We start from the raw sequence: 21976 nt of genomic DNA, 5'->3' as shown, positions 1-21976 counted from the left end.
TACCATCAGGGACAACTCATGTCAAATTTTTTCTAAATACCTTACTTATGAATTCTCTTTCCACACATCAAAAAGTAACCGCGGTAACGCTTCTCGTCGCACTCGGAATCATCTATGGAGACATTGGTACCAGTCCGTTGTACGTTATGAAAGCCATTATTGGAGACAGGCCCATTTCCGAATTATTGGTCTATGGCGGAGTTTCCTGTGTTTTTTGGACGCTGACTTTTCAAACGACTTTCAAATACATTTTCCTGACACTTTCAGCAGATAATCATGGCGAAGGCGGAGTCTTTTCGCTTTATGCCTTAGTCAAACGTTTTGGAAAAGGGAAACTGGTAATTCCAACAATTCTTGGTGCAACCACTCTGTTGGCAGACGGAATCATCACACCTCCCATTTCTGTAGCTTCTGCTGTTGAAGGTTTGGAAGTCATCATTCCCGATATTCCAACGATTCCGATTGTAATTGCAATTCTCTCAGGAATCTTCCTTTTCCAGCGTTTTGGGACACAGAAAGTAGGGTTCATCTTTGGACCGGCAATGGTGGTTTGGTTTTCGATGCTGTTTGTTTTAGGTTTTTCCCAAATTTTACACCACCCCAACATCCTAAAAGCATTAAATCCGATATACGCCTACCAATTGCTGGTCGAATACCCACACGGATTCTGGCTGCTTGGTGCAGTCTTTCTTTGCACAACCGGAGCTGAAGCATTGTATTCCGACTTAGGGCATTGCGGGAAAAAGAATATTCGGATTAGCTGGGTTTTTGTAAAAATATGTTTGGTTGTTAATTATTTGGGCCAGGCTTCCTGGCTGATGAATCAGCAAAATCCATTGCTTGGCGACCGAAATCCGTTTTACCAAATCATGCCACAATGGTTTCTACTCATCGGGATCATTATAGCTACATTGGCCACAATCATTGCATCGCAGGCACTAATCAGCGGTTCATTCACTTTGATAAATGAAGCGATTTCGCTCAACTTCTGGCCAAGGGTCAAACTCAAAAATCCAACGAATCTAAAAGGGCAAATCTATATTCCGTCAGTGAACACCATACTGTGGATTGGTTGCATACTAATGATATTGTATTTCAAAAACTCTACGCACATGGAAGCAGCTTATGGATTCTCGATTACGATTGCCATGATGATGACCACGCTTTTGCTGATGTATTATCTGGTCTTTATCAAAAAAGTAAACAAAGGCTGGGTGACCTTAATCCTAATCGTTTTTTCGATTATTGAAGTTTCCTTTTTCATTGCTAATGTCTCTAAAATAAAGGAACGATGGATGTTTTTGTTTTTTGAACTGTTCATCTTTTTGGTGATGTATGTTTGGTATTATTCCCGAAAAATTAACAACCGCTTCCTGAAGTTTTCCAACCTGACGGAACAAATCCCAATGCTTAAGGAATTAAGCGAAGACGATGCGATTCCGAAATATGCTACGCATCTCATTTACCTGTCCAAAGCGGATAAGACCTATGAAATTGAAGAGAAAATCATCAAATCGATATTTTCCAAACAACCCAAGCGTGCTGATATTTATTGGTTTTTCCATATCAACCGAACCAATGAGCCTTTCACACTCAACTACGAAGTCATCGAATTGTTAGACGATAAAGTCATCAAGATTGTACTGAATATAGGTTTTCGGGTGCAGCCAAAAGTTGAATTGTATTTCAAGAAAATTGTCCAGGATTTGGTTAACAAAAAAGAACTGAAACTGCACATCAGGCCTGACGGTTCGACCAAGTATAATACAGAACCTGATTTCAAATTCATCATCATCGAAAAATTCATTTCCGTCGAAAATGATTTTGGCACCAAAGACGCCTTACTGTTACATTCCTATTACTGGCTCAAAGGATTGTCATTGTCAGATGAAAAAGCATTTGGCCTGGACAAAAGCGATGTCGAAATAGAAAACGTCCCAATAGTATATCAACCGATTTCCAAATTACAATTAGAAAGAAAAACAATTTAAGATCATGAATAAAATAATCTCAACAATCGCAATGCTTAGTTGTATGACAGGTTTTGCACAAAATACAGTTCAGGATACTTTAAAGGAAAAAATTCCATTTGAAGGAATGGACATGTCCTGGCAGAATGGTTCCGACAGAAGGACAAAACCACCGGTTTTATCAGGTAAATATTTTACAGGAAGCGTTATGATTGATGCGAATTATACGCATTCGTTCAACAACCCAATTGATAATACGGTAGTAGGTTCAACCGCTTTGGCACGCAACAATGAAATGCAGGTTTCGAGTGCCAATATTGGTGGCGATTTCTATTATGAAGGTGCCCGCGGGAAAATCATGATGCAGTTTGGAACGCGTTCTACTGTAATTCCGCGCAATGATTATAGTGTTTATAGAGGTCAGTATCAATTAGATAATGTCTATCGTTATTTGTCTGAAGCCTATGCTGGTTACCACTTTAATAAATGGTACGGAATCAATGTAGATGCCGGAATGTTCATGTCATATATTGGTTTGAACTCTTATTACCAGGTTGAGAACTGGGAATACCAGGCTTCGTTTACTTCAGATAACACTCCTTGGTTTTTCAATGGTCTGCGTGTACAGATTTTTCCAACCAAAACCTTAAAAATTGAAGGCTGGCTGATTAACGGCTGGCAAAGTTATGGTAAGTTCAACAGCATGCCGGGAATAGGAGGAAACCTAACCTGGTGCCCCAATGAAGCGGTAAAATTGTTGACGAATGATTATTACGGAACTGATGCAGCAGGTTTAAAGAACAGGATCCGCTTTCACTCGGACAATAGTTTATTGGTACGCTATTTTAACCAGCCCAAATCAAAGGGAATCAGCAAAGCGGCTTTTTCTTCAACTTTCGATGTTGGATTTGAAAATGGCGATGGAGTAGCAGGATTTAATGGCAATGCTCAAAAACCGTCACAATATTTCCTTAGCGGAATGATCTACAACCGTATTTGGTTCAATAAGGATAAAATGGCGTGGACAATAGGTGGTGGAGTCATGAAAAATCCCGGAAGGTACTTGGTTTTATATCCAACAGGCGATGCGAGCCCGCTTCCAAATCCCAATAATCCTACACAACCTGCAGGAACACATCCGTTTACAGCAAATCCAGGCGACCAATTTGAAGGCTGGGATTGTTCAACCAATTTCGATTTCATGCCCAACCAAAGCATTACCTTTAGGGTGGAATTTGTCCACAGGGAATCAAGTGTTCCTTACTTTGCAGGAAGTGGCGGCGTAACTTCGCCATCAGGTTATACTACAACACCATTGCCATCTGACTGGAAACCCGATTTGGTAAAAATGGAAAATAGGATTGTTTTTGCAATTTTGTTTAGGATATAACTAAAACGGGTACCCAATTGCCAGATTGAACAATAGGTTTGATTTACGCCAGGAACCGCTGCCAAAGTTGACTTCATCAAGTACCCAGCGTTGCCCGTTGGGAAGAAAAGGTTTTCGTATTGGGAATGCCAAATCGGTGCGCAGTACCAAAAAGCTGAAATCAAAACGAAGCCCCGCGCCAATGCCCACAGCGATATCCTTCATAAAATCTTTGGTAAATTGGGAACCCGGTTTGTCTATATCCTTATTGATAAGCCAAATATTTCCCGCATCGAGGAATAGGGCGCCCTTTATAAATTTATAGATGTCAGTTCTGTATTCGGTATTGAATTCCAATTTCACGTCACCCGATTGGTCGGGAATAAATTCGCTCACTTCGTTGGAACCATCATAACTTCCGGGACCCAATGACCTTGAGCGGAAAGCGCGAAGGCTGTTGGTTCCGCCAATGAAGAATTGTTTACTAAACGGAATCTCGTCTGAATTACCATAAGCAAAGGCAGCTCCGATTATGATTCGGCTTTTAAGCAATGATGTTTTATTGAATTTATAGGTGTGTTTGAATTCATTTTGGATTTTGACAAACTGGCTGAATGCAATGTCAAAAATCTTAATCGTATCTCCTTTTTTGATATCAGCACCGGTAACCAAGCCAGCTATATTTCCCGACAAATCGATTCCGCCTTTGTAATAGAAGGTGTTTTTCCTTCTCTGATTCATTTCATTCGTATAGGTAAAATAATAAGTTGGCCCGAAAATCAGTTGCTTTTCAATTACGTGTTTTAATGACGGGTTCAAATCAACCTGCTCCTGATACAAATCGGTCACATTTTGAGGCCTTACGTAGCTGATTTCCGTGATGTTCAATTGATGTTCCTTGCGAACGTCTTCTTTCCAGCCATAACCAAACGAGCCTTTGAAGGTTTGCAGCGAATACAGTTTCATCCTGTTTTGGAATTCGTAGCCAATTGTTGCATTGGTCCGCGGAACAAATCCGCTCGACGATTTGAGCCTGAACGGAGAAATGAATCGTGGCCATGTTAAGCTGGCTTCACCACCATAACGGAAAACATTAAAGCCATTATTTTTGCCTCCCAATTGTACTTCGACACCGCCAAATGTAGAAATAGTCAATAATTCAGCACCGTGGAAAGTATTGCGGTTGCTCCAGTTTATCTTTAATTCGCTACCGGTATAATTCGCCGAATTGGTTTTAGCCAATATTTCAACACGGATTGATTTCCGTTCCAGAGGTGTTAAATAGTAATAAGCATCAAGGTAATTTCCAATCGTATCCGATTCCTTGAACTGGTTTTTTACAAACTTAAATGTCCCAAGGTTTACCAATCGGTTTAAGGTAAGGTTATGGTTGGTCCTGTTGTACAAATCATTTCTTTTAAAATACAATGTCCTGTCCCAAACACGAGGTTTAAACAAACCATCGTTGCCAATGATTCTGAGGTCTTTGTATTTTTCATAAGTCTTCATCGTATCATTATTAATCGAATAATTTGGGTAAATGATAATCCGATTGATTTTATAAGGTGTCTTGGCTGCAACAGGTGCTTCGTCTTTTACTTTTACCTTTAAATCAACTTCATATTTTCCAACAGTACTGTCTACCTGAACCAGGATATAATCTTCATTGAAATAATAAAAACCTTTTTCCTTCAGACGGGTATCGATTCGTTTTCTTTCCAGCTTGATATTGTCCAGGCTGTAAGGATCACCCACTTTAAGCAGGCTTCTTACTCTTCCGGGTTTGGCTTTTTTATCTTTGATATTCTGCCTTCCCGTTGTTTTATCGCTTCCACGTTTGTAAGTCCGTGCCACGGCTTTTCCAATTACGGATGAATCTGATGGAAATTCCACCGATTTGATTTTGTATTGCTTTCCTGCGTTTACCTTATATTCCGCAGTTGCGCGTCTTCCATGCCTTGTCGAATCGGCGCTGGTTCGGGTATTGAAGTATCCATTGTTTTCTGAAAAATTCTGCAGCAAACTCCTATTGTATTCCAAGTCAACTTGGCTGAATAAAACCGGAGCTTCACCCAGAGACGTTTTTAACCAATGACGAAATCCTTTTTCTTTTTTTGGTTCACCGGCAAGATTGTAGAAAAATAATTTATAACGGACTCCCAAAAACTTTTTGTTCGGGAGTGGACGCGGAATTTCTTTGAGTTTTGCTTGTAAAAGCTTGCGTTGTTTGTTTGTGATATTACTGTCTTTTACCACTTTTACGGTTGCTCCGGTATAAAGCAGGTCGCCTTCCGGAACAAACTTTGTCGAGTTGCATGCGGTTGCAAATAATACCAGGACTACTATGTAGCATAACTTCCTAATCATTTGTTTTCTTTTTAGCTTTTTTTGGTTTATCCGTATCTTTTTTTGAATGGAATAATTCCCTGAATTTGTTGTAATCCAGAGTAATGATGAATCCAACTCCGGTTTCAATGACTTGTCCCTGCAAGGCAACCTGATAGAGGTTTTTCCTGTAGGCGCGGACTTTGTAGCGTCCATCTTTTGAAATTTGATATTCGGCTGCAATGTCGCCTGCAATGGTATTGGTTTCCTTATTTACCTGTTCAGGACCTTCAATCCCAAACGTACTTCCGACAGTTACTTTCAATCGATCGTTCAATAGTTTCTTGGAGAGCCCAACATTCAAATCGGTTTTGTTTTCTTTTTGGCCTGTGGTATAATCTTCTGACGAATCCAAATCAAAATCCACTTCAAAGCCTTTTATCAAATCGCTGGCAAGGTTATTCAATTGTTGCGATAATACTTTACTTGCGCTTTCGCGTGCCAGGGATGAAGCCGTAGTTCCACCACTTTCGCTTGAGAATGGGTCTTCACCTATGAATCGGTTCAATAAAAGCAAGGCGAAAACCTGTTTGTTTAAATCGTCCGGTTCTTGTCGCAGTTGTGCCAGTTTGGCTTCGGTTTTGGTAATGATGTCGCTTGAAACCGAATTGTTTCCTTCAGGCAGGATAATGTCAAACGTAATGTTGGGTTTCAATAATTCGCCAGTCATTTTAAGCTCGGTTTCAAAAGGTATTTTTTGTTTGTAGGTATTGCGTTCCTCAGGAGTCAGTGCTGTAAGCTGGTCGTTTAACAAATCGATTGGCGCCGTTTGGAGTTTATAAACCGCAATAATGTTGATGTCGGCTGTTGTGGGTTCACCAGTCCAAAGGATGTAGCTTCCTTTTTTGATATCGAATTTCCTTTTTATCAAATTAAAACTCATTTCATAACTTCCTTCTTCAAGGGCGTAACGTCCGGTTAAGGTAGTTTTTCCCGAAGGGTCAATGCCTCCTGAAAGTTGCGCTTCGCCTTTCATTTTGAGGTAATCGCCATTTCCTTTATCAATAATCATTGATATTTCGGCATCTTTGTCGATTTCAATATTTACCGTTGCATTGATTCCTTTTACTTCGGTTTCGGCAGTGGCTTCAACCAATGGTACTTTGGTAAATAATTGAGGCTGGTCCTGGTCGATAAACTCTACAATCCCTTCACGATCAGCTATTGATGGATCGTCTTGCGGCAATACAACCGTAAATTTGGTGTCTTTATTGATCTTGATGTTTCCTTCCACATACGGGCTGTCCATAGAACCTTTTACGGTCAAATGATTATCCAAATACAATTCGCCATAAAAAGTATCATTGTCTTTTGCTTTTGAATTTACCGCCTTGAAATTGTCAGCATCTACAGTTAAGTCAAATCCAAGATTGGTATAATTGGTATTGTCTACTTTTCCATTGATGACCAAATCATTGTTCTTTTCATCATAAATCGTAAAATTGTCAAGAAGGATGGCATTCTCGGTAAATACCAATTTATCGTTCATCGATTTGAACTTGGCATTGAGTTTGGTCGCTTTGAAACCGATTTCATTGAATTTTAAATCACCGACTAATTTTGGGTTGCCGGCATTTCCGTAAACTTTCATGTTTCCTGTAAAGTAACCTGTTCCTTCTTTGATATTCTCCATAGAAAAACCCTGAACGCTTTTTAGGTTCAGCTTTTGGATATCGAGGTTCATGTTGAGGTTGTCTGCTGTAGCCTGATAGGTTCCATCAAGATTCATTTGATTTTCCTGTCCTGTAAGTTCAATTTTAGCAGTATAGGTATTGGCAGTATAATTATCGACATTGACATTGATATTTCCAACAAGCTCTTTTTTGAAAGTGAAATCATCAATGCTTACCGTGGCAGTGAAAAGTACCTTTGACATTAAGTCTTTCAACACCACATTTCCATTGATCAGTCCATTCATTTCTAGGTTTTTCATCTGAACGATGTCGGCGATGGTTTTGATTTCAAAATCCCTGAAGTCGACTTCCAGCGGAGGATTGTATCCATCATTTTGGGATTCAAATATTACACTGCTGTCGCCTTTTCTCAAATCGAAATTGGTTACATAAATCCCTCTGTCGGAAATCCGGATGCGGTTGTCTTCAGAAAGTTTCCAGTTGTCATAATTCAGCAATAATTTTTTTGGGTCAAGCCAAATTTCACTGCCACCATTCTGAGATTTTAAATTACCGGCAATCAAATAACGGTCTTTGTTATTGTAATCCTTAACGAGCAGAGTATAATCTAAAAGATCTTTGGCAGCCGTTCCTGAAAAACTGGTGCGGTGCAGCAGAAACTGATTGTTCCTGATTTCATCCACACTCAAATTATAAACCAAGGCATCGTCTTTTGTGTCAATTTTTATCATGCCATTCGCAATAGTGTTGTTACCATAAACCAATTTCGGTATCGAACCATTCAAAACAATCGTGTCATTAACCGAATTGTATCTTCCGCTGAGAGCAATAGGTTCAATGCTTTTAATTGCAGGAACTATTTTCAGTAGGAGTGGAGTGCTTTTTACATTTACCTTAAATGCCAATTGTTGTGGGCCATAAGGAACGTTTTTCGAAGTGGCTTTTAAATTGTAATAATGCGAAACGCTGTTTTTTACCGAATTCGCTAAAGTCGACAATCTGTATTTTCCAACAAATTCGGCGTCCATAAATTGGGAATCCAAAGTGATGGAATTTTTTTCTGCTGTTGCAACCGCAACGACATTAATCGAATCTGTAGCAAACTGCTCTTTGTCATTGGCAATCAGCAGATGATGGATGCTCGCTTTCCCGTTGAGGAAATCAATATCCGCCGATTGTATGTCGGCGTCAAGTTCGCCTCGCAGTTTCAAAGGCCCGGCGTGCAGGTTGAGTTTGTTTAAGTCGGCTATGTCAACATTCAGATGAATTTCGCCTTTTGGATATTTGTCCTTAAAACTGCCGCTCGACACCAGGTCAAATTTCAAATTGGGATCTTTGATAAACGCATTGGCATTGAAAGCCCCATTATTGATTTTCCCGTCAACAACCAGGTTTTGATAGGTGTAATGATTGTAATTGGCCTTAATTATTGTGGCATTGGCTACAGCGTTTGCTGTTTTCGGATTAAAGCCTGTTCCTTTGATTTCCGTTTTCAACGTTATCTTTCCGATAGAATCGTTTTTCAAAAACCTTCCCAAATCGAAATTATCCAATGCAGCATCAAGATTGTATTTTTCACGGTTTTTAATCCTTCGATCCAACGAACCTTTTATTTTGGCATTTCCGGAACTTGTTGCCAAGTCCATATTGGTACTGAAATTATTGATGGTTCCTCTGAAAGTTCCTTTGGTACTGAATTGTGACGGCAGTTGAATGTTGGTTGGAATGGTATTTTTCGGAACAAACGCATAAACATCTTTTGCACTCGATTGCAGGTTTTTGATGTTAAGGTTGAAATATGCCTTTTTAAAATCGGGCAAACCCACAACCCAGCCACTGGCATTGACTTTCGTAGCGCCAATTCCGCTAAGCTGAAGTTTTGGGAAATTAAGGTTGCTTAGCTTTCCTGATATTTTTGTGTCCAAAAGAACCACAGCATTAGGATTGCTTTTGAACGGATTGGTATTTGACAATTCAGGCGCAAAAAGAAGAATGTCCTTAAATCCGATTTTACTTTGATTCAGATTGGCATTTACGATAAGTCCGCCCGGATTTTTGGAAAGCGATTCAATCGATGGATAACCAATGACGATTTCGTTTCGCACGGTACTTTGTGGCGTTTTAAAATACAAATCCTTTAAGTAGGCTGTTTTTTCTCCGTAATAGAAATCGGTTTTGAAGGATTCTATTTTTACCCCGCTTTTTTCCTCGGCTTTCATAGCGTTGATTTTTCCGGAAATGGTTTGCGCATTGTAAGCGATTCTTTCCGCGCCAAGGTTGAGGTTTTTGATGCCAAGATGCCTGTAATCAATTCCTTTCTGAACTGCGTCACCATTGGCATTGTCAAAAGTGAAATTTACTTTTTCAAAAGCGACTTCGTTTACTTTTACTTTCCAATTAGATTTTGAGCCTGCTGTTTTTTTATCTTCCTGTGTTGGGATTTTGCCTAAGGCCAAACCACCATTTGCATTGGACAATTCTATTTTATCGAGATCAATCGTATTGGTTTTTAAATCGAACGCATTGACTTTTACCAACAATTTATCCAAGCCGATATTGGTTGTAATTTTGGAATTGTCGTCCTGGTAATCGACTTTGATTTTGGATAAGTCGAGCGTTCCCAATTTCAGTTTTAAATCTGGACTTTTCGATTTTGCTGTTTTGGGTTCAACTACATTTCCAACCAAACCTTGTTTATACGAAAACTGCATTCCATCAATCTTAAAACGCGGAACCTCAAAATTCATTTGGTTGAGGTCAAATGTTTTGAGGCGCGTATCTAAATGATTTATATTCAGCTTTAAATTATTATTCGAATAGACGTCATTGTATCGGATTCGGACATTATCCATTTTGATCTTATCCAATAAAAATTCCATTGGGGGCGAATTGTCATCCTGTTTTTCAGGAGATTTGAAAGCCTCGATAATGTAATTGAAATTGAAAATATTGTCCTTATTCCGGTCAACGTGGGCGACGATGCCATCCAATTCCACCGAATTGATTTCAACCTTGTTGCCAAATAAAATTCCGTATAGATTAATGTTTGCGGCAATCTTTTTACCTGACAAAAGCGTATCTTTTTTTTGATCTTCAAAATAAACGCCTTGTAATGTGACGTCTTTTGGAAAGGCAATTTGGAGTTTGTTGACAACAACTTTGGTTTTTAGTTTGTCTTCGAGGTAAGCAACAGCTTTGCCTTTAGCATAATTTTGGACAGCTGGAATTTGAAGCGCAATAACAGCCAACAGGACTAATCCTATGAGGGACAGCATTATCCAAAGGATAATCCTTAGGCCTTTTGTAAAGTACTTTTTCAAATCTAAATTGTCGTTGGTTAGAGAAATAAGAGGATAGATTCCGCTTATTCACCTCAAAGATGACAATTTTATTAGGTAAAACCTTTATATAATTAGCTTAAAAAGTTACAAGATTTGCTAGCAGTCGGCCATATTTACAGCCACTGCCAAACCTCCTTCAGAAGTTTCCTTGTATTTCGAATTCATGTCTTTTGCAGTTTTCCACATGGTTTCAATGACTTTATCCAATGGGACTTTGGCATTTTTAGCGTCCGTTTCCATAGCCAGTTCCGCAGCATTGATAGCCTTGATGGCGCCCATGGTATTGCGTTCAATGCATGGAATCTGAACCAAACCGCCAATAGGGTCACAGGTCATTCCTAGGTGATGTTCCATTGCAATTTCGGCAGCCATTAAAACCTGGTCCGGAGTTCCGCCCATTACTTCGCACAATGCTGCTGCAGCCATTGCAGAAGAAACGCCAATTTCGGCCTGGCAGCCACCCATAGCCGCAGATATGGTGGAACCTTTTTTGAAGATACTTCCAATTTCACCGGCAACCATCAGGAATTGTTTGATTTCCTTTTCACCGGCATCGTGGTTTTCGATTACCAGGTAATACATCAAAACAGATGGAATTACACCTGCACTTCCATTGGTTGGTGCGGTTACAACTCTTCCTAAAGCAGCATTTACTTCGTTTACCGCTAAGGCAAAACAGGAAACCCATTTCAATATCTGCCTAAACTTTACTTCTGTTTTTCGAATGGTCTCAAGCCATTCCTGTGGATTGGTATAATTGGCTAAACCAATAAGGTTCTGATGCATGTCAAAAGCACGCCTTCTGACGTTCAAACCGCCAGGCAGAACGCCTTCTGAATGACAGCCAATGTACATGCATTCGAGCATTGTATTCCAAATACGCATCAGTTCGTGATGGATATCAGCTTCAGAACGCATCGATTTTTCGTTTTCGTAAACGACTTCAGAAATGGATTTGTTGAGGTTGATGGTGTATTGCAACAATTCTTCTGCGTTTTGGATCGGATAGGGAAATGCACATTTGATTTCCATTTTCTTTATGGCATTGACGCGCTCTTCCTTGACTACAAATCCGCCACCAATGGAGTAGAAAGTCGAGGCATACTCCGTATCGTCATTCAGGTAAGCGGTAAACATCAAACCATTCGCATGAAAAGGAAGGAAGTTTTTATTGAAGACAATATCCTGCAAAAAATAAAATGGGATTTTGGTTTTGTTTCCCAGATGGATTTCATTTTTGTCTTCGATGTTTTTGATAATACCGGCGATGTTTTGAACAGGAATGTATTCGGGATCCTGGCCACTTAAGCCAAGCATTATTGCCAAATCGGTAGCGTGGCCTTTTCCTGTCAGCGAAAGCGAACCATACAAATCGACTTTAACACGTGTTATTTTATCGAATAGGTTTTCGGTTTGCAACTCTGATAAAAAACGCTCAGCAGCACGCCAAGGTCCAAGTGTGTGTGAACTCGATGGCCCGACACCAATTTTAAGCATATCAAAAACGGAAATGCATTCTTCCATAAACTAGATCGATTTAGTTAAGCAAATATAGCGAATTCGCGATTAGGAAATGTTAAGCATGCATTTGGGCAGCGTTAAAAGTTGTAATTTTGTCCAAACATTATGAAGAAATACAAAATGGACTGGAATCGAATAGAAACTTTAGGACAATTGGATACGATTGAAGCGGAATCATTTGAAAACCCAATACTGATTTTCAAACATAGCACGCGTTGTTTTATCAGTAAATCAGCATTGAAAATGTTTGAAAATGAGTTCAATCCACAAGGAGAAATCATTCCGTATTTTTTGGATTTATTGGAACACCGCGATATTTCAAATGAAATTGCACATCGTTATAATGTGATTCATCAATCACCACAAGTCATTATCATCAAGAATGGGAAAGCGATTTATGATGCTTCGCATGAACGCATCGATGCAACGAAATTAGATTAATACCTATAAAAAATCCCTCTAATTGAGGGATTTTTTATTTATCTTCTGAATTTATTCCTGACGATGATGTCTTTCAATTTGGCCTTTAAATCATTTCCTGTGTCGGAAACCATTTGTTCGTTGCTAGGAAACGGAACCGGTTTTTTATTGAAATTTGGATAGTAGGTATCTTCACAAGCACGTTTGTCGCCTTTGTATTTCGAATACATATTGGTAAACACGAATTCACTTGCTATCGGAAAAGTTTCAATCAACTGGTTGTTTTTGAAATTGATGTAGTCCACTTTTGCCGTAACCTGACAGGATTTGATTTGTGAAAACTCATAAATACTGATGCGCACTGTTCTCATGTCGTCAACCTTAATTGGGTGGCCAAGGCTGTCCCTTACGGCATGTCCATTAGCGTCCAATAGGTTTTTAAGCCCAACTTTAACCAATTTTTCCTTGTCGAATTGTTTTTCCTTAACCTGCTCTGGTGAAATGTTTATTTGCCTGAAATTGACAATCAAACCATAATCGTAGTCAATTCCTTTCTGGCGGTTGCTGTGGTAAACCGTCCATTTATCGTTTAAGCCATAAGTACTGAAATCCAATAAATCATCCTGTAAACGTGCAGGAATGACCATATTGGTTTCGTTTTTCGTATACACATTGACAAAGTCTGTTCCTTTGAATTTAGCTTCATCGGTTAATTTGGCAACATCCTTAAATCCGGGATTAATGCTTTCCAGATACACCAAATCATCATAAGCCCGACGAATTACCATTTTATCCTTGTTTGCCAAAAGCGCCTTAGAATTGTCATAAAGATATTTTGACAAAGCATTTTTACTACTTACAATCTGGTCGGTATAGTCATCAAATGGGAAAATGGCATCGCGTCCTTCCTTTAATAATTTCAACGGCAATAACGGACGGATCTTTTCCTGGCGGGAATTCAACTGTACATACGTAGTATATATTTTTTCAAGGTTCTGCGGATTGGCATCCTTAAACCAACTGTTGATGTTTCGCAAATCACGCTCTTTGGCTTTGGCGAAAGCCTCTTCCAGTAAATAGACGTAATCCTGTCTGCCTTTAGCGTTTTTGTTGCCACGCAATCCATCGACAGCTTTGTCAATAGCGGAATCATAATCGCCTTCAGAAACCAGGTTGCGGGTTTGCTTAACGCCACAGGCGCTAATAATTAAAAAGAAAGCAAGTAAAAAAGTAGTTTTTTTCATGTGAAAAGTTGTTTCCACAAATATAGAAAATCAATTTAAAAACTGCTTCAAATCTTCATAAGTCTTAATCTTGGTGCGTACTTTTTCCTTACCCAGCACACTTTCAATCTGTTTTGGAATTGGTAGCTTTATGTTCAGCAAAGGTTCTACAACATCAAGGAACTTAATTGGATGCGCTGTTTCGAGAAAAACGCCAATACTGCCTGGTTGTTTTGCCATTTCCTTTTTCAAACCCAAATAACCAACAGCGCCATGAGGCTCGGCCACGTATTTCGTCCGGTTATAGATGTCTTTGATGGCAGCTTCAGTCTGGGCATCAGTATAGCTGTAAGAAGAGAAGTCTTTTTCAAATTCGTTTAAATCGTTATGATACAATTCCTGGATTCGGATAAAATTACTTGGATTCCCAACATCCATCGCATTTGAAATTGTTGCGACAGAAGGTTTTGGATCGTAATTTCCTTTTTCCAAAAATCTTGGGACCGTGTCATTCGAATTGGTAGAAGCCACAAAATGGGTAATTGGCAGGCCTAATCTTTTTGCCATGATTCCGGCACAGATGTTCCCGAAATTCCCACTAGGGCATGAAAGTATGATAGGTTTGTTGTGTTTTTTTAATTGTTGGTACGCAAAGAAAATATAGAACATTTGAGGAAGCCAGCGCGCGATGTTAATTGAGTTTGCTGAAGTCAGGTTTTTATGTTTCAAACCATCATCCAAAAAAGCTTTCTTGACCATATCCTGGCAGTCATCAAATACGCCGTCAACTTCGAGTGCTTTTATGTTTTGGCCTAAAGTAGTAAGCTGCCTTTCCTGAATGTCACTCACTTTGCCCGAAGGATAGAGAATGATAACTTCTACGCCTTTTACGCCAAGGAAACCGCTGGCAACAGCGCCGCCGGTATCTCCGGAAGTTGCAACTAGTACAGTATTTTTTATGTCTTTATCCCTGTTGAAATAGCCCAAACAACGCGACATGAATCGGCCGCCAACATCCTTAAAGGCCATAGTTGGACCATGGAATAATTCGAGGGAAAAGACATTATCTTCCACAGGAACGCAGGGAAAATCAAAGCATAGCGTTTCGGCAACGATCCTCTTTAATTCGGTTTCCGGAATCTCATCGCCAACAAATTGTTTGATTGCTTCAAAAGCAATTTCCTCGTGGGAAAGATTTTCGATATTTTCAAAGAAAGAATCGGGTAGTGGTGTTATGCTTTCAGGGAAATACAAACCTCTGTCTGGCGCCAATCCGGCAACGACAGCCTGTTGGAAACTAACTTTATGTGATTTATCATTTAAACTAAAATACTTCATTTTTATATGATTTTTGTTCCTTCATCATTCACTTTTGAAATATGGATATCGAAAGGAATTCCGGTATCTGCATAAGCATCTTTCATGCTTTTAGCCACATTGTCTGCAATTGTTTTTCCTTTGCATAGTGCAAAAATCGATGGTCCGGCACCAGATATCCCGGCACCCAAAGCGCCATTTTCTAAAGCACTGTTTTTAACTTTATCAAAATTCGGAATCAAATGCTTTCTTGCTGGTTCAACGATGACATCGTTTAACGAACGGCCAATAAGATTATAATCTTTCGTATACAATCCTGCAATTAATCCACCTAAATTTCCCCATTGTGTGATGGCATTTTTGAGTGAAACTTCAGGTTTTAAAACCGCACGCGAATCCGAAGTTTTCACTTCAATGTGCGGATGCAAAACCACTGCGTATATTTCACTTGGACTCTCAATCTTAATGACATCCAACGGATTATAACCACGAACCAATGTAAATCCGCCTAAAACACAAGGCGCAACATTGTCGGCATGTTCGCTTCCACTGGCAACTACTTCGCCTTTCATTGCAAAATAAACCAATTCGTGTTTGGTAAATGGCCTGCCCAAAAGTTCGTTGATGCCAAAAACTGCTCCGGCTGCACTTGCCGAACTGCTTCCAATCCCGCTGCCGGCCTTTATTTTTTTATGGATTTCAATTTCAAAACCAAAGTCGGATTTCGTAGCGTTCAATAGCGCCAAACCAGCAACTCCTGCAACATTTTTTTCTGTTTCCAATGGCAGATCGGCGCCAGTGATTTTGGTGATTTTGATTCCTTTTCCGGCAACTTTCCGGATAATCATTTCATCCCCAATCCCGTCAAGGCATAAACCCATGACGTCAAAGCCGCAATTGAGGTTGGCGATGGTGGCAGGGCAGAATATTTTAATTTCGTTACTCATGATTTATACGTTTCCAATTCGGATTACATCGGCAAAAATCCCTGAAGCAGTCACCGCGGCACCGGCACCCGCACCTTTGATGATTAGCGGTTGATCAACATAACGATCGGTGTAAAATTCGACGATGTTATCTTTCCCTTCCAGATTGTAAAACGGACTTTCCTTTGGAATGAACTGCAGTCCAACGGAGGCTTTTCCGTTGTCGTATTTGGCTACGAATTTAATACGGCTGTCTTTTGATTTGGCATCGGCCAAAAGTTTGTTGAAATGGGCATCGTGCTTAGTCAACGACTTGAAGAAATCTTCATTGTTGGTGGTGTCCATACATTCCTGAGGAAGGAAGCAATTGTTCTCAATATCTTCAATATCCATTTGGTAACCGCTCTCGCGAATCAGGATTAATATTTTGCGTGCAACATCAACACCGCTTAAATCAATTTTTGGGTCAGGTTCTGTAAATCCTTGAACACCTGCTTCTTTAACAACGTCATGAAAATTATAAGTATCGCTAAAATTATTGAAGATAAAGTTCAAACTTCCCGACAAAACTGCCTGGATTTTGTTTACTTTATCACCAGAAGCAATTAAATGTTTCAGCGTATCAATGATTGGTAATCCGGCTCCAACATTGGTTTCAAATAGGAATGGCGCGTTGTATTTCCTCGAAAGGCTTTTCAGGTTTTTGTAGTTGTCATATTCAGACGAACAGGCAATCTTGTTACAGGTTACTACTGCAATGTTCTCACTCAGGAATTTGCTGTAAATGCTGGCAATATCATAATTTGCTGTAATATCAACGAAAATACTATTGCGTAAGTTTAGGTCTTTTACCTTTGCGATAAAGCTTTCCACATTGGCTTTTTCACCATTGTCAACGGCAGTTTTCCAATCCTTTAAATCGATTCCGTCTTCGTTGAAAACCATTTTACGGGAATTGGACAAGGCGATTACACGAAGGTTGATTTTCAGGTTTTCCTTTAGGAATTTCTTTTGCTGAGCGATTTGGTCGATGAATTTTTCGCCTACGTTTCCGATTCCCATTACAAACAGGTTCAGCTGTTTGGTATTATCTTCAAAGAAACGTTCGTGTAAGGTGTTGAGCGCTTTTTTGACATCTTTTTCATTGATAACTACAGAGATGTTTCTTTCGGAAGCACCTTGTGCAATCGCACGGATATTCACATTGTTCTTCCCTAAAGTGCTAAACATTTTCCCGCTGATTCCCTGATGGTTTTTCATGCTTTCACCTACTAAGGCTACAATGCACAACTCTTTTTCGATAATGCACGGATCTACTTTTCCTTGTGCTATTTCGAGTTCAAATGCCTTGTCAATGGCAGTTTTTGCACGTTCGGCATCGGAACTCAAAATACCAATGCAGATTGAATGTTCAGAAGAAGCCTGTGTAATGAAAATTACGTTTATACTTTCGTTAGACAATACCTCGAATAGACGTTTGGAAGAACCTGCAACACCAACCATTCCAGAACCTTCGAGGGTAAGCAATGCAATATTGTCAATATGTGAAATCCCTTTAATAGGGTTATTAGTCGCTGCCGGATTATTGGAAATTAAGGTTCCGTAAACTTCGGGTTCGAAAGTGTTTTTGATAAAGATGGGAATGTTATCCTTTAAAACGGGTTGTATTGTTGGCGGATATAAAACCTTAGCGCCAAAATGCGACAGTTCCATAGCTTCCTGATACGAAATCGTTTCGATTGGCTGTGCCTGTTTAACAACTCTCGGATTGGCTGTAAACATTCCGTTTACGTCGGTCCAGATTTCCAAAACATTCGATTTTACTGCGGCTGCAATGATTGCTGCGGTATAATCAGAACCACCACGGCCTAAGGTTGTAGTATTCCCATCTACAGAAGAAGCGATGAATCCGGGAAATAAAACCACCTGAAAATCATTCTTTTTAAAATAATCGGCGATAAGCTTGTTTGTTATGGCAAAATCAACACTTGCTTTTCCAAAATTCGAATTCGTTTTGATTACTTCGCGGCTATCCTTAAAGGTAGAATTACTGACTTTTTGTTTCAAGGCAACTGCGATGATCTGGGAAGACAATAATTCGCCAAAACCAGCTACGATATCGGCAGTCCTGTTGGATAATTCACCCAAAAGATAACAGCCGTCAAGCAGGGTTTTCAAAAGATTGATGTCGCTGTTGATTTTTTCGATGATTTCGCTTTGTTCGCTCAGCGGAATCAATTCGTCAATCGCATCCTTGTGTTTTTTATCAATATCGCTGATGATTTCTTTATAGGCTTTGTCTTTTGCGGAAGCTGTTTTACCGGCAAGGATCAACAAATCGGTAACACCACTAAAGGCTGAAACCACTACGGCTAATTTATCTTCTTTGCTTTTGTTGGCTACAATCGCTATTGTTTTTGAAATATTTTCTGCATTGGCAACTGAAGTTCCGCCAAATTTTAATACTATCATTTTTCTATTTTTTAAGGAAATGTAAGGTCATTATTTTTTTTCTTTCACAATGAAAGAACAGGTCACAGGATTATATGAAATGATTATACCCCAAACGGGGTTGTAGTTGTTGTGGTAACAACAGTGGTTACAGCCAATGTATTAGCTGTCGTCGTCAAAGGGTATTTGTTGTTATTTTTCCACATAGTTTTCCAAAAATAGCATTTTTTGGCTATGAAAAAAGCTTTGGCTTTATTTTTATCAAAATCGTATTTTTCTGGTAATGAGTAAAAGGTATTAGGATTTTTTCTATCAGATGTAAGGTTTCGTTAGCAATTTCACAATAAAATAGTATCGGCAAAACTTGTTTTTTAGCGTTTGTTTGTGGAATTTTGGACTCAATTTGCAAATAAAAAATGGAAAACACACACTATATCAGTTCGGAAGTATTGAGTTTAGAGCAGTTAGCGGAAATTATCTCTCAAAATAAATCGCTTGCACTTTCGGAAGAAGCCAAAGTCAACATTCAGAAATGCCGTGATTATTTAGACAAGAAAATGGCGTCGAATGACAAGCCAATTTATGGCATCAATACTGGTTTTGGTTCGTTGTGTAATGTGAAAATTTCCAATGAAAACCTATCGCAGCTCCAGGAAAACTTAGTGAAATCACACGCCTGCGGAACAGGAGATGAAGTTCCTGCAGAAATCGTAAAGATTATGCTGTTGCTTAAGATTCAGTCTTTGAGCTACGGACATTCAGGTGTTCAGTTGATCACTGTTGAGCGTTTGGTGGATTTTTATAACAATGACATTCTTCCTGTGATTTATACTCAGGGTTCGCTTGGTGCGAGTGGCGATTTAGCGCCATTGGCACATTTATCCTTACCGCTGTTGGGTGAAGGTGAAGTAAATTTTGAAGGTAGTAAAGTGCATTCTTCCCAAGTTTTGAAGAAATTTAATTGGGAGCCAATTGTATTGCAGTCTAAGGAAGGTTTGGCTTTGCTCAACGGAACACAGTTTATGAGTTCTTATGGTTGTTATATCCTGATGAAAGCTGCTAAATATTCGTATTTTGCCGATGTGATTGGTGCTGTTTCCTTGGAAGGATTTGATGGAAGGATTGAGCCTTTCAATGAATTAATCCACATGGTGCGTCCGCACAAAGGGCAGATTGTAACCGCACGAAGGATGAATGAATTGCTGGAAGGCAGCCAGATTATTGCCCAACATAAAGAACACGTTCAGGATCCTTATGCTTTCCGTTGTATGCCGCAGGTTCATGGAGCTTCAAAGGACACAATTGATTATGTGAAAAAAGTATTCAAGACCGAAATCAATTCGGTTACTGATAACCCCAATATTTTTATTGAGGAAGATGTGATTATTTCGGGTGGAAATTTCCATGGGCAGCCATTGGCTTTAACATTGGACTTCCTTGCTATTGCTTTAGCCGAACTGGGAAGCATTTCCGAAAGAAGGACGTATCAACTGATTTCAGGGTTAAGAGGTTTGCCTGCATTTTTGGTGGACAATCCGGGATTGAATTCCGGATTTATGATTCCGCAATACACTGCAGCAAGCATTGCCAGCCAGAACAAGCAATTGGCAACTCCGGCAAGTGTAGACAGTATTGTTTCGAGCAACGGACAGGAAGATCATGTTTCTATGGGGGCAAATGCTGCAACTAAATGTTTGAAAGTGATGGAGAACCTGGAAAGGATTTTGGCAATAGAATTAATGAATGCCTCTCAGGCAATATCTTTTAGAAAACCATTGCAATCGAGTGAGTTTATAGAATCGTTTTTGAAATCCTACAGGGAAGATGTTCCATTGGTAAAGGAAGATCGAATCCTGCATTATGATATTGAGAATTCAGTGGCGTTTTTGAATAGTTTTATGGTGGAGCTTGAGGATTAATTCAACTGCAGCATAAAACTCAGCAATCCCAAAATAGCAGGAACAGCCTGCACTACAAAGATTCTTTTGGAAGCGGTCATTGCGCCATAAATTCCGGCAACCAAAACGCAGGAAAGGAAAAAGATTGCCACATTTTTACTCCAGTCAACATTGGTAATGCAAAGCGACCAGATCAAACCTGCAGCGAGGAAACCGTTATATAATCCTTGGTTTGCGGCCATTACTTTGGTTTTTTCAAACTGGTCTTCGGGTATGGATTTGAAGACTTTTCGCCCGCGTGTAGTCCAGGCAAACATTTCGAGCCAAAGAATATAAATATGCAATGCTGCAATAAATCCGATAATGAGTTGTGAAAGTATGTTCATGATTATTGGTTTTCGTTAAAAATACGCTCGATTCTTGAATCTGGAATTAGCCACATCAGTGCAACCAAGATGTAAATTCCACCTGAAACTATTGGGTAGAAATTAGCAAACAAAATAGCAATTGTATACAAAATCGGCGAAGATTTGCCTTTGAAATCCTTGCCCAAAGCCTTAGACAATAACGAATCTTTGCCGTCGTGTTTTAAAATTAATTGTTGCAAAACAAAATAAGCCACGCCATTCATCAGCAGGATTATTCCGTATAGCATCATTGGAATAGGAGCGAAGTTGTTTTCACCGTTCCAGGCTGTGGCAAACGGAATCAGCGAAAGCCAAAACAGCAGATGCAGGTTTGCCCAAAGAATTTTCCCATTGACCTGTTTGACCGTATGCATCATGTGGTGATGGTTGTTCCAATAGATCCCAACATAAATAAAACTCAAAACATAGCTCAGGAACTTGGGAATCAAAGGTTGTAAATCCTCATAATGTGAACCTTCGGGAATCTTGAATTCGAGGACCATAATGGTGATGATAATGGCCAGAACACCATCGCTGAAAGCTTCGAGTCGGTTTTTATTCATAATTTAATTGTTGACGGTTCCTAATGTTTTATGGATTTTACGTTTGTGATGCGTTTGTTTTAAAGCCTTCTCTCCCGAAATCACGCTGATATTTCCATCAATTTCCATCATTGCCAATTTGACATCACTAAAATGCTGAACGCCGTGTTCGCGGACAACTTCTTCCAGTTCTGATGAAGAGATCTCAAGCCGTGCCAAAGTTTTGAAATCGAGTTTGCCGTCATGGATTAGGATTTCGGGTTTGTCTTCTACCAAATCGTTAATTATTTTTGATTTGTAAATGATTCGTTTAACGAGATAGTTGACAATAAACAGAACCAAGGCAGCAACCAATCCGCCCTGTAGCGAGGAATTGCTTCCGACCATTGCATTCTGCACCGAATTGCTTATCAGTAAAATCAGGATAATGTCGGCAGTGTTGAGTTGGGATAATTCTTTTTTTCCAAAAACGCGGATAGCAACCAGCATAAAGATATATACAGCAACGCTTCGAAGGATAATGTCTAGGTAAGGATTCATAGTCTATAAAAAAAGCCACGAATTGATTCGTG

14 protein-coding genes are annotated in these 21976 nt (G+C 39.5%); 4 read left to right on the top strand and 10 right to left on the bottom strand.

The features are described 5' to 3' along the window. Window positions 1-47 precede the first annotated feature (47 nt). Window positions 48-1991 carry a KUP/HAK/KT family potassium transporter gene (locus tag L1S31_RS08350; RefSeq protein ID WP_236464272.1) on the top strand — a complete coding sequence of 648 codons (1944 nt, stop codon included), beginning with the start codon at window positions 48-50 and terminating at the stop codon, window positions 1989-1991. Between the two features lie 4 nt (window positions 1992-1995). Next, the gene (locus tag L1S31_RS08345; protein WP_236464271.1) at window positions 1996-3360 is read left to right on the top strand and encodes an outer membrane beta-barrel protein; all 1365 of its coding nucleotides are present in this window, start codon (window positions 1996-1998) and stop codon (window positions 3358-3360) included. Here the strand turns inward: L1S31_RS08345 and tamL are convergent, their stop codons facing one another. The 3 genes from tamL to L1S31_RS08330 all read right to left on the bottom strand — a co-directional run bounded on the left by tamL (window position 3361) and on the right by L1S31_RS08330 (window position 12223). Further along, window positions 3361-5706, bottom strand: a complete 2346-nt coding sequence (gene tamL / locus L1S31_RS08340) for a translocation and assembly module lipoprotein TamL (RefSeq protein WP_236464270.1) — start codon at window positions 5704-5706, stop codon at window positions 3361-3363. After that, entirely contained in the window at window positions 5699-10633 is a 4935-nt protein-coding gene (locus L1S31_RS08335; protein ID WP_236464269.1) for a translocation/assembly module TamB domain-containing protein, read from the bottom strand. The genes tamL and L1S31_RS08335 overlap by 8 nt, the downstream gene beginning before the upstream one ends. A 162-nt stretch (window positions 10634-10795) precedes the next feature. After that, a complete protein-coding gene (locus L1S31_RS08330; RefSeq protein ID WP_236464268.1) occupies window positions 10796-12223 on the bottom strand; it encodes an L-serine ammonia-lyase in 1428 nt (475 codons plus the stop codon). A 102-nt stretch (window positions 12224-12325) separates the two neighbouring features. On the opposite strand from L1S31_RS08330, the gene ytxJ reads away from it, so the two are divergent. After that, a complete protein-coding gene (ytxJ, locus tag L1S31_RS08325) occupies window positions 12326-12661 on the top strand; it encodes a bacillithiol system redox-active protein YtxJ (RefSeq protein ID WP_236464267.1) in 336 nt (111 codons plus the stop codon). A 38-nt stretch (window positions 12662-12699) separates the two neighbouring features. On the opposite strand, the gene L1S31_RS08320 is transcribed toward ytxJ, so the two are convergent. The 4 genes from L1S31_RS08320 to thrA are packed head-to-tail and all read right to left on the bottom strand — an operon-like array spanning window position 12700 to window position 18578. After that, window positions 12700-13884 carry a hypothetical protein gene (locus tag L1S31_RS08320; protein ID WP_236464266.1) on the bottom strand — a complete coding sequence of 395 codons (1185 nt, stop codon included), beginning with the start codon at window positions 13882-13884 and terminating at the stop codon, window positions 12700-12702. Window positions 13885-13914: 30 nt separating this feature from the next. Further along, on the bottom strand, window positions 13915-15201 hold the full coding sequence (thrC, locus tag L1S31_RS08315; protein WP_236464265.1) for a threonine synthase: 1287 nt from the start codon (window positions 15199-15201) through the stop codon (window positions 13915-13917). 2 nt (window positions 15202-15203) lie between these two features. Then, window positions 15204-16127: a homoserine kinase gene (locus L1S31_RS08310; RefSeq protein ID WP_236464264.1), complete on the bottom strand. Its 924-nt coding sequence runs from the start codon at window positions 16125-16127 to the stop codon at window positions 15204-15206. 3 nt (window positions 16128-16130) lie between these two features. Further along, on the bottom strand, window positions 16131-18578 hold the full coding sequence (gene thrA / locus L1S31_RS08305) for a bifunctional aspartate kinase/homoserine dehydrogenase I (protein ID WP_236464263.1): 2448 nt from the start codon (window positions 18576-18578) through the stop codon (window positions 16131-16133). Window positions 18579-18973: 395 nt separating this feature from the next. Here thrA and hutH point away from each other — a divergent pair, with 395 nt between their 5' ends. After that, a complete protein-coding gene (gene hutH, locus L1S31_RS08300; protein ID WP_236464262.1) occupies window positions 18974-20476 on the top strand; it encodes a histidine ammonia-lyase in 1503 nt (500 codons plus the stop codon). Here the strand turns inward: hutH and L1S31_RS08295 are convergent. Genes L1S31_RS08295 through L1S31_RS08285 form a run of 3 tightly spaced genes read right to left on the bottom strand, consistent with a single transcriptional unit; the run spans window position 20473 to window position 21944 of the window. Next, window positions 20473-20841 carry a DUF1304 domain-containing protein gene (locus L1S31_RS08295; protein ID WP_236464261.1) on the bottom strand — a complete coding sequence of 123 codons (369 nt, stop codon included), beginning with the start codon at window positions 20839-20841 and terminating at the stop codon, window positions 20473-20475. The genes hutH and L1S31_RS08295 overlap by 4 nt on opposite strands. A gap of 2 nt (window positions 20842-20843) precedes the next feature. After that, window positions 20844-21425 carry a TMEM175 family protein gene (locus L1S31_RS08290; protein ID WP_236464260.1) on the bottom strand — a complete coding sequence of 194 codons (582 nt, stop codon included), beginning with the start codon at window positions 21423-21425 and terminating at the stop codon, window positions 20844-20846. 3 nt (window positions 21426-21428) lie between these two features. Further along, the gene (locus L1S31_RS08285; RefSeq protein WP_236464259.1) at window positions 21429-21944 is read right to left on the bottom strand and encodes a DUF421 domain-containing protein; all 516 of its coding nucleotides are present in this window, start codon (window positions 21942-21944) and stop codon (window positions 21429-21431) included. Between the last annotated feature and the right edge of the window lie 32 nt (window positions 21945-21976).

The organism is Flavobacterium wongokense (assembly GCF_021608265.1).
GTDB lineage: Bacteria > Bacteroidota > Bacteroidia > Flavobacteriales > Flavobacteriaceae > Flavobacterium > Flavobacterium wongokense.
The sequence above is the reverse complement of the archived record's forward strand: the minus strand, read 5'-3'. Positions and strand labels throughout refer to the sequence as shown.